The organism is Mucilaginibacter sp. L3T2-6 (assembly GCF_030519355.1).
Classification (GTDB): domain Bacteria; phylum Bacteroidota; class Bacteroidia; order Sphingobacteriales; family Sphingobacteriaceae; genus Mucilaginibacter.
On sequence record NZ_JAUMKC010000003.1, the window covers coordinates 268,739 to 282,328 of the forward strand.

Annotated in this window: 11 protein-coding genes; all 11 read right to left on the minus strand. The window is 46.7% G+C overall.

Annotated features, from left to right (window positions below; translation table 11 throughout):
* Nucleotides 1–8: 8 nt before the first annotated feature.
* The 11 genes from Q3W13_RS05555 to ilvD all read right to left on the minus strand — a co-directional run bounded on the left by Q3W13_RS05555 (nt 9) and on the right by ilvD (nt 12,987).
* Nucleotides 9–1,526 carry an alpha-isopropylmalate synthase regulatory domain-containing protein gene (locus Q3W13_RS05555; protein WP_302861981.1) on the minus strand — a complete coding sequence of 506 codons (1,518 nt, stop codon included), beginning with the start codon at nt 1,524–1,526 and terminating at the stop codon, nt 9–11.
* A 78-nt stretch (nt 1,527–1,604) separates the two neighbouring features.
* Nucleotides 1,605–2,201, minus strand: coding sequence for a 3-isopropylmalate dehydratase small subunit (leuD, locus tag Q3W13_RS05560; RefSeq protein ID WP_302861982.1), 597 nt, complete (start codon nt 2,199–2,201; stop codon nt 1,605–1,607).
* A gap of 110 nt (nt 2,202–2,311) precedes the next feature.
* Nucleotides 2,312–3,718: a 3-isopropylmalate dehydratase large subunit gene (leuC, locus tag Q3W13_RS05565; RefSeq protein WP_302861983.1), complete on the minus strand. Its 1,407-nt coding sequence runs from the start codon at nt 3,716–3,718 to the stop codon at nt 2,312–2,314.
* Nucleotides 3,719–3,851: 133 nt separating this feature from the next.
* Nucleotides 3,852–5,021, minus strand: coding sequence for a 2-isopropylmalate synthase (locus Q3W13_RS05570; RefSeq protein ID WP_302861984.1), 1,170 nt, complete (start codon nt 5,019–5,021; stop codon nt 3,852–3,854).
* A gap of 77 nt (nt 5,022–5,098) precedes the next feature.
* Nucleotides 5,099–6,163: a 3-isopropylmalate dehydrogenase gene (gene leuB, locus Q3W13_RS05575; protein WP_302861985.1), complete on the minus strand. Its 1,065-nt coding sequence runs from the start codon at nt 6,161–6,163 to the stop codon at nt 5,099–5,101.
* 76 nt (nt 6,164–6,239) lie between these two features.
* Complete coding sequence (locus Q3W13_RS05580) at nt 6,240–6,650, minus strand: GxxExxY protein (RefSeq protein WP_302861986.1); 411 nt, start codon at nt 6,648–6,650, stop codon at nt 6,240–6,242.
* 50 nt (nt 6,651–6,700) lie between these two features.
* Nucleotides 6,701–7,759 (minus strand): ketol-acid reductoisomerase, encoded by a 1,059-nt coding sequence (gene ilvC, locus Q3W13_RS05585; protein ID WP_302861989.1) that lies wholly within the window; start codon nt 7,757–7,759, stop codon nt 6,701–6,703.
* A gap of 185 nt (nt 7,760–7,944) precedes the next feature.
* Nucleotides 7,945–8,523 carry an O-methyltransferase gene (locus tag Q3W13_RS05590; RefSeq protein ID WP_302861991.1) on the minus strand — a complete coding sequence of 193 codons (579 nt, stop codon included), beginning with the start codon at nt 8,521–8,523 and terminating at the stop codon, nt 7,945–7,947.
* A 156-nt stretch (nt 8,524–8,679) separates the two neighbouring features.
* Nucleotides 8,680–9,282: an acetolactate synthase small subunit gene (ilvN, locus tag Q3W13_RS05595; RefSeq protein WP_302861993.1), complete on the minus strand. Its 603-nt coding sequence runs from the start codon at nt 9,280–9,282 to the stop codon at nt 8,680–8,682.
* Between the two features lie 38 nt (nt 9,283–9,320).
* Nucleotides 9,321–11,057, minus strand: a complete 1,737-nt coding sequence (ilvB, locus tag Q3W13_RS05600; protein WP_302861995.1) for a biosynthetic-type acetolactate synthase large subunit — start codon at nt 11,055–11,057, stop codon at nt 9,321–9,323.
* A 226-nt stretch (nt 11,058–11,283) separates the two neighbouring features.
* Nucleotides 11,284–12,987, minus strand: coding sequence for a dihydroxy-acid dehydratase (ilvD, locus tag Q3W13_RS05605; protein ID WP_302861997.1), 1,704 nt, complete (start codon nt 12,985–12,987; stop codon nt 11,284–11,286).
* Between the last annotated feature and the right edge of the window lie 603 nt (nt 12,988–13,590).

The following is a 13,590-nucleotide window of genomic DNA, read 5'->3' on the forward strand; positions in this document are numbered from 1 at the left end:
ATACTTTGTTAGATAATATTCAGCATCTTCTGCGTAGCCTTAATGGCACACACGGTTTGATCGGAGTCGAGGCCGCGGGTAATGAATTTTTTTTCGCCGGTTTTCCAGGTAATGATGGTTTCGCAAAGTGCATCTGAACTGCTGCCAGGGGCGATACGGACGGCATAGTCTATCAGTTGGGGCAGCGTGCGCTGTTTGCGCTTATAAACCTTTGTCAGCGCCTTCATAAATGCGTCGAACTGACCATCGCCCTGGGCGTTTTCTTCAAATTTCTCGCCATCGATGCTTACCAGTATGGTTGCCGACGGGCGCAGGCCCATAGCGTGCATCAATACGTATGATTCAACTATTACCTTTTCAGCATACAGGTTGCTGTCTAACACATCGGAGATAATGTAAGGGAGGTCCTCTTTGGTTACGGTCTCTTTACGGTCGCCAAGCTCAATAACGCGCTGCGTTACTTTTTTAAGGTCGGCATCATTCAGCTTCAGGCCAAGCTCCTGTAGGTTTTTCTCGATATTGGCCTTTCCCGATGTTTTACCTAAAGCATATTCACGCTTTCGGCCAAAACGCTCGGGCAATAAGTCGTTAAAATAGAGGTTATTCTTGTTATCACCATCGGCATGTATGCCCGCAGTTTGGGTAAACACGTTTTCGCCAACTATGGGCTTGTTAGACGGTATTCGGATGCCGGAGAAAGTCTCCACCAGTTTGCTCACCGAATAAATGGCAGATTCTTTAATGCCGATATGTAAATCGGGCGCAAAATCATTGATCACTGCCACAGCGCTGGCCATGGCTGCATTACCTGCGCGTTCGCCCATGCCGTTTACGGTAAGATGCAGGCCATTTACGCCGGCCTTTACGGCCTCCAGCACATTGGCTGTGCCCAGATCATAATCATTATGGGCATGAAAATCGAAATGAACGCCAGGATATTTGTTAATAAGATCCGTGAGGAACAGGAATGTTTCTACCGGAGTTAACACACCAAGTGTATCCGGTAATAGTATCCTTTTAACCGGTTGTTTGGTAATAAAATCTAAATATTGGTAAACGTATTCGCGCGAGTTGCGCATGCCGTTGCTCCAATCCTCCAGGTATACGTTGGTTGCTATGCCGTGGCTTTGCGCCAATTGGATAACCTTTGTTATTTCTGAAAAGTGCTGCTCCGGTGTTTTTTTTAGCTGATGAGTGAGATGGTTTAGCGAGCCTTTAGTCAGCAGGTTCTGAACCTTTACGCCTGAATTTACCATCCAATCGATAGAAACACCATCATCCACAAACGATAATACCTCAATGCGGTCGGTATAATTATTCTCGTTCGCCCACTCCATAATACCTTTTACGGCGGCAAATTCACCTTCTGAAACGCGGGCCGAAGCAATTTCAACCCGGTCGATATTGAGCTCTTCCAGCAATAGCTGAGCGATGGTCAATTTTTCCGACGCAGAAAACGATACGCCCGACGTTTGTTCGCCGTCGCGTAACGTAGTATCCATTATTTCTATATTCCTTCGTTTCATTACGGTGGTGAGAGAGAGCCGGGAACCCGGAAAGCGCACAGCTTTCCCGATTTCTGACCCTTGTTTCCGGATTCTATTTTAAAGAGGCAATTGCTCAGCGAATTCGCCGATCTCCTTCTTCATGCTCAGCAGATAGTCAATGTCATCAAAGCCATTCATCAGGTTGTCCTTTTTGTAATGGCTGATATCGAACGATTCCTTTTCGCCTGTTGATAACAGTGTAACTGTCTGCTCCGGCAGGTTAACTTCAATTTCTGTATTCGGATTGGCATGAATTGCGGCGAATATCTTTTCAGCAAATTCCGCGCTGACCTGCACGGGCAGCACGCCGATGTTTAAGCAGTTGTTTTTAAAAATATCGGCAAAGAAGCTGGAGATCACACAGCGGAAGCCATAGTCGTAAATTGCCCAGGCAGCATGCTCGCGCGATGAGCCGGAGCCGAAGTTTTTACCGCCAACCAATATTTTGCCGCTGTAAATCGGGTTATTCAGCGCAAAATCTTTTTTGGGCGTATTGTCGGCATTGTAGCGCCAGTCACGAAACAGGTTGTCGCCAAAGCCAACACGCTCGGTAGCTTTCAGAAAGCGCGCCGGTATAATCTGGTCGGTGTCTATATTTTCTATCGGGAGCGGAACCGCGCTGCTCCTGAGTATTGTGAATTTATCGTAAGCCATTGTTTTTTGATTTCACCGGTTTGAGAATGATTTCACCAATTTTTGATTATGGTGATTTCTTTGTCGCGTCGGTACTTTTTTCTAATCTCTGATTAACTAATCACTAACACTTAAACCAATTCTTCAATTAAAGTTCTTGGGTCTGTGATCTTGCCGGTTACTGCGGCTGCAGCGGCTACCAGCGGACTGGCCAGCATGGTGCGTGCGCCGGGACCCTGCCTGCCCTCAAAATTCCTGTTCGAGGTACTTACCGCATATTTACCTGCCGGAACTTTATCATCATTCATGGCTAAACATGCGGAACAGCCCGGCTGACGCAAAGAGAAACCTGCTTCGGTTAAGATATCCAATAAACCTTCGTCTTTTATCTGCTGTTCAACAATGTGCGAGCCGGGAACCAGCCAAACGGTAACGTCCTCGGCTTTACGTTTTCCTTTAACCAACGACGTAAATGCCCTGAAGTCCTCAATGCGGCCATTGGTACAGCTACCCACAAAAACATAGTCAACCTTTTTACCTATCATCGACTCACCTTCATGGAAGCCCATGTAGCCCAGCGATTTCTCGTACGTAGCAACACCGCCCTCAACATGCGAGGCATCGGGTATCTCATTCGAAATGCCTAAGCCCATGCCGGGGTTTGTGCCGTATGTTATCATCGGTTCTATCTTCGAGCCGTCGAAAGTAAATTCTTTATCAAACACGGCATCTGCGTCGGTTTTTAATGTTTGATAGTAAGCCAGCGCTTTGTCCCATGCTTCACCCTTCGGGCTGAATTCACGGCCTTTTACATAATTAATGGTCGTTTCATCAGGAGCAATCATCCCACCGCGTGCACCCATCTCTATACTCAGGTTACAAACGGTCATGCGGCCCTCCATGGTCATATTCTCGAAAACCTCACCTGCGTACTCCACAAAATAGCCGGTAGCGCCCGATGTGGTTAACTGCGATATTATAAACAATGCCACATCCTTTGGTGTAACGCCCTTGCCCAGTTTCCCGGTAACGTTGATGCGCATTTTTTTAGGCTTTGGCTGCATGATACATTGTGTGGCCAAAACCATCTCCACTTCCGAAGTACCGATACCGAACGCAATAGCGCCAAATGCACCATGGGTTGAGGTGTGCGAGTCGCCGCAAACGATAGTCGCGCCCGGTTGGGTAATACCGTATTCCGGGCCTACAACGTGTACAATACCATTTTTTTGATGACCTAAGCCCCAATAGCTGATGCCGTACTCTTTCGAGTTAGCCTCGAGCGCATTCAGCTGGTTGGCCGAAAGCGGGTCGGCCACCGGCAGGTGCTGATTAATGGTTGGCGTATTATGGTCGGCGGTAGCGAATGTACGCTCCGGGTATAAAACTTTTATGCCCCTGCTTTTCAGCCCCAAAAAAGCTACCGGGCTTGTTACCTCGTGGATAAGGTGACGGTCGATGAAGAGCACATCCGGTCCGCCCTCAATTTTGCGGATCACATGCCTGTCCCAAACCTTATCAAACAATGTTTTGCTCATTTTATTTTAGTGTTTATTATTCTCTTTTCTTTCTCGCCTCACTTAAATCCTCTCACAAAGGATAGGACTTGAGCAGCACTACTTTACTAATTCCTTTCATAACCCTCGCCTTTGCAGAGAGCAGGGTGAGGTTTTACGATACAAATTTATCACTATCCACCAGCGATAAAAGATCCGCGTCGGTTATGTTCAGTTTACTGTCGGCCAGGGTTAAAAAGTTTTTATAGGCTTCATCCAGTTCTGCCTTATCCGGCTTAATGCCTAAACGCTCCAAATGGAATTTTAATGCATGCCTTCCGCTGCGGGCCGTTAATACGATGCTCGCGCTTGGGAAACCAACGTCCTCCGGCTTAATGATCTCGTAATTTTCGCGGTTTTTCAGGAAGCCATCCTGGTGAATGCCTGAGCTATGGGCAAAGGCATTGCCGCCTACAATAGCCTTATTGGGCTGTACCGGCATGCGCATCTGGGTGCTAACCATGCGGCTGATCTCGTAAATATTTTTTGTGTTGATATTGGTAAAAAGGTCGATCTGCTGCTGGTGGGTTTTAAGGATCATCACCACTTCTTCTATCGAGGTATTGCCGGCCCGTTCGCCAATACCGTTGATGGTACCTTCAATCTGGCGGGCGCCTGCCTGTAAGCCCGCAATGGAGTTTGCTGTGGCCAGGCCAAGGTCGTTATGGCAGTGTACGGATATAATGGCGTTATCTATATTCTTTACGCTCTCCTTAAGGAATTTTATCTTGTCGCCATACTGGTTCGGCAGGCAGTAACCGTTGGTGTCAGGAATGTTGACGACGGTTGCACCTGCCGCAATGACCGCTTCCACCATCTGCGCCAAATAATGGATATCGGCACGGCCGGCATCCTCGGCATAAAACTCTATATCCTCAACAGATTTTTTGGCATACTTCACCGCTTCAACAGCCCGCTCCAGTATCTCTTCACGGGTGCTGTTGAACTTATGCTTGATGTGCATATCCGACGAGCCTATACCCGTATGGATACGCGGGTGCCTGGCATACTTTAGCGACTCAACCGCTGCATCGATATCGCCCTTATTGGCGCGTGTAAGCGCACAAACCGTGGGATTACGAACCGCCTTTGATATTTCAACCACGCTCTGGAAATCTCCGGGACTGGAAACCGGGAAACCGGCCTCGATAATGTCCACGCCCAGCGCTTCCAGTTCGCGGGCTATTTCAATTTTTTCTGACGTGCTTAACTGGCAGCCAGGTACCTGTTCGCCATCGCGAAGCGTGGTATCAAAAACATAAACGCGTTTCGGATCGTGTAACATAACTATTTTGTTTTTTTATTCTTGGTTTTATTGATTCGAATGATTTCACCGATTTAAGATGATTTCATTCTCACATCCTACAAGTATTCCAGCACTTTCCGGCCCATGGCTGTTGTGCCTAATATCTTGGCTTTATCTGTTTTGGCATCGGCAATATCGCCTGTGCGATAACCTGCTTTTAATGTTTTGTCGATTGCGGCGGTAACTTTTTTCGCTTCTTCCGGTAAACCGAAACCTATCTCCAGCATGAGTGCTACGGAAAGTATCGAAGCCAGCGGGTTAGCTTTATCCTGCCCGGCAATATCATGCGCCGAACCGTGGATAGGCTCAAAAAAGCCCGTGCCATCACCAACAGAAGCGGAGGCCAGCATACCCATTGAGCCGGCTATCTGTGACGCTTCATCTGTAAGGATATCACCAAAAAGGTTAGCGGTAACTACCACGTCGAACTTTTTAGGATTTTTCACCAGTTGCATAGCGGCGTTATCGATAAACATGTGCTCCGTCTCTACATCAGGATATTCTTTAGCAATTTCCTGAACTACTTCGCGCCACAGACGTGAGGTTTCGAGCACGTTGGCTTTATCTACAGAGCAAACGCGTTTTGAACGCAAGCTGGCGGCATCATAAGCCTTGCGGGCAATGCGTTCCACCTCGTAGCGGTTGTAGTTCATCAAATCAGACGCGAAATCCTGTGTGCGTGTCTTCTCGCCGAAATACACGTCGCCGGTCAGTTCACGGAAGAACAGGATGTCGGTACCTCTCAGCACTTCAGGCTTCAGGCTTGATGCATCCAGCAATTCATCAAACAGCATTATCGGGCGCAGGTTGGCGTATAAGCCCAAACCTTTACGTATACCTAACAAACCCTGTTCAGGCCGTACCTTTGCCGAGGGATCGTTGTCATATTTAATATGGCCGATGGCGCCAAATAAAATGGCATCGCTGGCCTTTGCTTTCTCTAAAGTCTCATCAGGCAGCGGACTACCTGTAGCTTCAATAGCCGCGTGACCCATCAGCGCCTCATCGTACGTAAATTCATGACCGAAATCTTTACCGATCTTCTCTAAAACGGCTTTGCCCCAGGTAGTAACCTCAGGGCCGATTCCATCGCCGGGAATAACTAATATCTTTTTTGTCATATTTAGCAGTTTCTTTTTCGTCTGAACTCGAATTTCTAGAATTAATGAATTTTTCGAATTATCGACTTGCTACCGTTTAATTTAAATTCGGCTTATGTTTTTTATTCAACAATCTTTTAAACTGAAGGCTTTTGCTTCCAAAGTTTATCAGCAGGCCAATTTTTATATTATATGCCTCCAGGTAGTTTATAGCTTGCGCCAGATGGACATCTTCTAGCTCAACAATTGCCTTCAGCTCCACCATAACCTCATCTTCAACATAAAAATCAACCCGCCGGGTGCCTATTTGAGTTCCTCTGTAAAATATGGGCATTTCCATTTCTCTTGCAAAACCCAATTCTCCCAGGGCCATTTCAAGTTCTAACGCCCTTTGATAAATAACCTCCTGAAAACCGTTTCCTAAAGTTGAACGAACGCGCATCGCACAACCAATTATTTTACTTGTGGAATCATTAAATTCCTCTGCAGTTCTTTTACGGTTATCCATTCAATTCTAAAAATTCATTAATTCCATGAATTCGAGTTCAGACAATTTTACTATGCTTCAACTACCTGGTTCTCCGGCCGTAAGCTTCTTACGGTTTTACCTGCCTGCCACATTTCACTTTCGCGCAGTTCTTTCAGTTCGGCATCCAGTTTCTCACGGTAATCAGGTTTGCTGTTGCTGTCGATTGATTTTTGCGACTCTTTGCCGGTTGCTACGCTTTCGTATAATTCTTCAAATACCGGCTTGGTAGCATCGCGGAATTTTTTCCACCAATCCAGCGCACCACGTTGTGCGGTGGTTGAGCAGTTGGCATACATCCAGTCCATACCGTTTTCAGCTACCAGCGGCATTAATGATTGGGTCAGCTCCTCAACAGTTTCGTTAAATGCCTCAGATGGCGAGTGGCCATTTTTGCGCAACACTTCGTATTGTGCTGCGAATATACCCTGCACGCATCCCATCAGGGTACCGCGCTCACCGGTTAAGTCGCTATATACTTCTTTTTTAAAGTCAGTTTCGAACAGGTAGCCGCTGCCTACTGCTATACCCAAAGCAATAACGCGGTCGCGGGCTTTACCGGTAGCGTCCTGGAAAATGGCGAAGCTTGAGTTTAAGCCGCGGCCCTGTAAAAACATGCGGCGCAACGATGTACCAGAACCTTTTGGTGCTACCAGGAACACGTCGACATCAGCGGGAGGAATGATACCTGTTTGCTCTTTAAAGGTGATGCCAAAGCCGTGAGAGAAATACAGAGCTTTGCCGGGAGTTAAATGTTTTTTAACAGTTGGCCAAACAGCTATCTGGGCAGCGTCGCTCAGCAAGTAGCAGATGATGGTGCCACGCTCAAGGGCCTCTTCAATTTCAAAAAGTGTTTCGCCGGGTACAAAGCCATCGCTAACAGCTTTATCCCATGTTTTGGTGCCTTTACGCTGGCCAACAATAACGTTGATGCCATTGTCTTTTTGGTTAAGCGCCTGCCCAGGACCCTGAACACCATAGCCGATAACAGCCACAACTTCATTCTTTAATACTTCCTGTGCCTTTGATAAAGGGAATTCATCGCGGGTAACTACGTTTTCTTCAACACCGCCGAAATTTAATTTTGCCATTGTTTTTTTGTTTATGATTGCACCGATTTTTATTGATTTTACCGACGCCTGGTTTGTTTTTTATTTATTTATTGATTTCACAGATTTTGGGTCAGACTTTACGAAGTTTACTTGCGAGTTTGCTATTAAACTTCATAAGTCTCTCCAATATTAAAATTTTTCACTTTTCACCCTTCAGCTTTTACCTACTTTTTCGTTATAATAACTATCCCCGTAGCCCAGCCCATCTTGGTTAAAATGATGTCCTCACGGCTATCTAAATAGCTAATGAGGTCAGTTGCTTTTTCGGCATGGCCGGTGGGCCAGTTCGCCTGGGGCAGCATATCATCTATGATGTAGATGCCGCCTTTTTCAATCATATCCAGCACTTCATCCAGCAACAGGTATTTACCTGGCCAGGTATCGGCAAAAATGAAGCCGTACTTTTGCCCTGCGTTTTGTTTTATCCAGTCAGCGCCGTCAGTACAGATCAGCTTCAACCGCTTGTCAACGCCCAGGTTTTCCTTGGCGATGTTCAGCAGTGTTTCATCGTTATCTATAGATATCAATGTTGATGCTTCATCCATGCCGTCCAGTATCCATGTTGTGGATAAGCCTGTGCCTGTTCCCAATTCCAAAAATTTACCACCAGGCTTGGTTGCCGCAAGTGTTTTTAACAGCGAGCAGGTCAGCACTTCCGAAGGCATGGTAAAACCGCTTGCCTCGGTAGCAACCTTAATGGCGTTGTAAGCCGATGGATATTTTTGTCTGATCTCTTCAAGCATTTTTTTATTGTGATTTCATCGATTTGAGGATGATTTCACCGATTTTTTCCTTTTTGTCATTGCGAGGAACGAAGCAATCTCGTCATATGCTTTTTCGCTATTGCATGGCGATGAGGTTGCCGGGCTCGTTCCTCGCTCGCAATGACAAAAGGTTAACTACATTGTAAACACCTTTTCTCCTTTATTCAAATATTCATTTTCAACCACTTCTTCACCTGGTTCCAGTCGTTCAAATTCGCGTATCTTGGCGTTAAAGCCTTCGCTGTCTTTAATAATGGCTACGCGGGCGCTGCGGACAAATTCTATTAGTCCGTAGGGCTGCAAAATGCTGATCAGGTTATCGGTCTCCTCGCGGTGACCGGTGGTCTCAAATACCGTATAGTCCTTACGCAGTGTAACTACGCGGGCGCCATTTTCACGTAATAAACGCTCCACACTCACGCGTTCGGCAATCACATCTGTCGATACTTTATATAATGCCAGTTCCTGCCATATCACATCTTCGTTGGTATGGTAATACACTTTCAACACTTCTACCTGTTTCTCAATCTGTCGGCAAAGCTTGCGTACCACATCTTCAGATTCGTTTATTACAATATTGAACCTGTGAATGCTCTCGATTTCTGATGGAGAGGTATTAAGGCTGTCAATGTTTATCTTACGCCGTGTAAATATAATGGCAATCCGGTTCAGTAAACCAATCTGGTTTTCGGTATAAACCGTTATGTTATATTCCTGTTTGCCTATTTCTGTTTCCATTTTGTTTTTTGTTTGGGTTGCCCTTGTGTCCCGGGGCGTTATTTCAACCTAATTTCCGCTACGCTGCAGCCCTGAGGCACCATCGGGAATACGTTATTCTCTTTGGTTACTGCAACTTCCAGCAGGAACGAGCCTTTGCTGTCCATCATTTCTTTTAATGACGATTTCAGATCTTTCCGTTCTTTTACAGCTTTACCCGGTATGCCGTAGGCTGCCGCCAGGGCCACAAAATCGGGGCTTTGGATGTCAACGAACGAATATCTGCGCTCGTTGAACAACTCCTGCCATTGGCGAACCATGCCCAAAAAGCTGTTATTCAGAATAATGATTTTTATGTCGATGCCTGTCTGCATAATGGTGCCCAGTTCCTGCAAGGTCATCTGAAAGCCGCCATCACCTATTACGGCAATAACGTCACGATGCTGTGCGCCGAACTTTGCGCCGATGGCCGCGGGTAAGGCAAAACCCATGGTACCCAAACCGCCGCTGGTTACATTGCTGCGGGTTTTGTTGAGCGTAGCATAACGGCAGGCCACCATCTGGTGCTGGCCAACGTCAGTAACAATTACTGCATCGCCTTTGGTTAAAACGTTCAGCTCTTTAATTACCTCGCCCATAGTCATTTCGTCAGTTGCGGGGTTCAGCTCTTTTTCTATTACGGCCTCAACTTCCTGGCGGGTATGCTCTTTAAATTTCTCCAGCCACTCAGGGTAAGATTTTTGTTGAATAAGTTCCGTTAGCATTGGCAGGGTTTCTTTACAGTCGCCCCAAACCGGTACGGTGGCTTTCACGTTTTTGTCGATCTCGGCCGGGTCAATATCCAGGTGGATAACTTTGGCCTGTTTGGCATATTTGTCTAATCTGCCGGTAACACGGTCGTCAAAACGCATCCCGATAGCAATCAATACATCACATTCATTAGTGAGCACATTTGGGCCGTAGTTACCGTGCATGCCCAGCATACCAACGTTCAGGTTGTGGTCGGTCGGGATAGCGCCAGCGCCCAGTATCGTCCAGGCTGAGGGAATGCCGCCTTTTTCAATAAACGCCTTGAACTCCTCCTCGGCACCGCCAAGAATTACGCCCTGGCCCCAAATCACAAACGGCTTTTTAGCTGAATTGATCAGTTCAGCAGCCTGTTGTATGTATTGCGAGCGAACTATCGGTTTTGGCCTGTAGCTGCGGATGTGATCGCATTGCTTATAACCTTTATATTCGAATTTTTGTACCTGTGCATTTTTGGTTATATCAATTAATACCGGTCCCGGCCTCCCGCTTTTAGCAATGTAAAATGCTTTAGCTAAAACCTCAGGTATCTCCCTGGCATCGGTTACCTGGTAATTCCATTTGGTGATTGGCGTAGTGATGTTGATTACGTCCGTCTCCTGGAAAGCATCAGTGCCTAGCAGGTGGGCAAACACTTGCCCGGTGATGCATACAAGCGGTGTGCTGTCTATCTGCGCATCAGCCAAACCGGTCACTAAATTGGTAGCACCAGGACCGCTGGTAGCAAACACTACGCCTACCTTGCCCGAAGTACGCGCATAACCCTGGCCCGCATGAATGCCCCCCTGCTCGTGGCGCACCAGTATGTGGTTTAATTTATCATTATAGTCATAAAGCGCATCATAAATGGGCATAATTGCGCCGCCCGGATATCCAAAAATGGTATCAACGCCCTCATGTATCAAAGCATCCAAAACAGCCTGTGAACCAGTCATTTCTATGATCGCTGTTTGCTTCGGTGCTGTTAATGTTTCCTGTGCAACTTCCATATTTTCTATATTTTTTGTGATTTCATTGATCTAAATGATTTCACTGATTGCATTCTATTTGTTCATTCCTATTTAGCGTTTTGTCTTTGCGAGGAACGAAGCAACCTCGTCAATGTGCTTGTTCGCAATGCAAGGTGACGAGGTTGCCGCGCTCGTTCATCGCTCGCAATGACAAATGGGGTTAGTGCTGCCTTTCAACTTTCGCCTTTTAGCTTTCACCTCCTCCTTATGGCATTTCGTCCGTAACACATCCCTCTGCGGCGGTGCTTACGGTTTTGGCGTATTTGTACAGCAGGCCTTTTTTTACTTTCAGTTCCGGCTGTACCCATTTGACTCGGCGTGCCTCAATTTCTTCGTCGGACACCTTTAGCATCATGGTGTTTTTAACGGCATCCAGCTCAATGATGTCGTCGTCCTGCACCAATGCCAGCGTGCCGCCGTCAAAGGCTTCCGGGGTGATGTGCCCAACCACGAAGCCATGCGTGCCACCGCTGAAACGGCCGTCGGTGATCAAGGCCACTGAACTGCCTAAACCTGCGCCAAATATGGCGGACGTAGGCTTAAGCATCTCCGGCATGCCGGGCGCACCTTTCGGGCCAACATAGCGGATAACCACAACATCGCCGGGGCGAACGCGGCCGCTCAATATACCGTCTATAAGCTCAAACTCACCGTCGAATACGCGGGCTGGGCCCTCAAAGCGCTCACCCTCTTTACCGGTGATCTTCGCTACGGAGCCACCCTCGGCCAGGTTGCCATACAATATCTGTAAGTGGCCGGTAGCCTTTATAGGTTTATCTGCCGGGAAAATTATTTTTTGAGTTTCAAAATCCAGTTCGGGAATACCGGCCAGGTTTTCGGCTAATGTTTTGCCGGTTACCGTTAGGCAATCGCCGTGCAACCAGCCTAGCTTCAACAGGTATTTCATTACCGCCGGGATGCCGCCTACATTGTGCAGGTCTTCCATCATGTATTTACCGCTTGGCTTCATGTCGGCCAGTAAAGGGATGCGATTGCTGATCTCCTGGAAATCGTCCTGTGTTAATTTTACGTCAACGCTTTTTGCAATCGCGATGAGGTGCAGTACGGCATTGGTCGAGCCGCCCATCACCATGATAGTGGTAATAGCGTTCTCGAATGCCTGCCGGGTCATGATATCTTTTGGTTTGATGTCGCGCTCCAGCAACAGCTTTATGTATTTTCCAACTTCACGGCATTCTTTCTGTTTATCTTCGCTCAGGGCTGGGTTTGACGATGAATAAGGCAAGCTCATGCCCAAAGCCTCGATAGCCGCCGCCATGGTGTTGGCAGTATATATACCGCCGCAAGCCCCTGCGCTTGGGCAGGCATTTTTAACCACGCCCATAAAGTCCTCCGGACTAATGGTACCAGCAATTTTCTTACCCAGAGCCTCAAACGCCGAAACAATGTTCAAGTCTTCGCCTTTCCAGTGACCGGGTTTAATGGTGCCACCATAAACCATAATGGACGGGCGGTTTAAACGGCCCATAGCCATCAGCGATCCCGGCATGTTTTTATCGCAGCCAGGAAGGGTTATTAACCCATCATAATATTGTGCGCCGCAAACGGCTTCAATGGAATCCGCGATCACATCGCGGCTTACCAGTGAGTAACGCATACCCTCAGTACCGTTGCTCATGCCATCGCTTACGCCAATGGTGTTGAATATCAGGCCTACCAAATCCTCTTCCCATATACCCTGCTTAACCACTTTTGCCAGGTCGTTAAGGTGCATGTTACAGGTGTTGCCGTCATAACCCATACTGGCCACGCCAACCTGTGCTTTTTTCATGTCCTCGTCGGTGAGGCCAATACCGTAAAGCATGGCCTGTGCGGCCGGTTGGGTTGGATCCTGGGTCAGCGTTTTGCTGTATTTGTTCAGTTCGTTCGGTATGGCAGGTGCACTCATATTTTTGATGTTGCGACGGCGTATAAATGCTAAAAAATCAGGTTATAAATTATCAGCAGGCTAATTGGCCATTTTGATATTTGTAAGGTAGAAAGAGACAAAACGAATAGCAAGCGAATATCTGATTTTTTGAAATAAGTATATTATTTGTCATATATTCAATTATTTAATTTTTTATACTGCAATAATATTGTTTAAAGATATAAAATATTTTATAAAATATACCAAAGTTCAAAATGGTATTCGGTATGATTTTTATGCATGCATAATATGGGGGGTGATTTTCGGCGTGAAATGGGAATTTGCCTGCGTGGAGGTGCAAATTTTTTTTGCGAATTGTTAACGTTTAATTGTGAAGAGGTGGCCACTCGTTTTGGCTTCGGCGGCTACAGCACCCCCGGCAGTTATTGGAATACCGAATTGCAAGGTGGTCAAGGTGCCCCGGTTATAAATCTTACCCATAATTGTATAAGATACCAACCAATATTGAAAGGTAATTTTGCAGTTTAATTAAAGGGCCGGCATCTCAAGTTAGCTTGCAATCTACAAGGAAATTGTGCAGCCTTTAATTGCTTAGTTGTACGATCATCATGAAAAAATTAA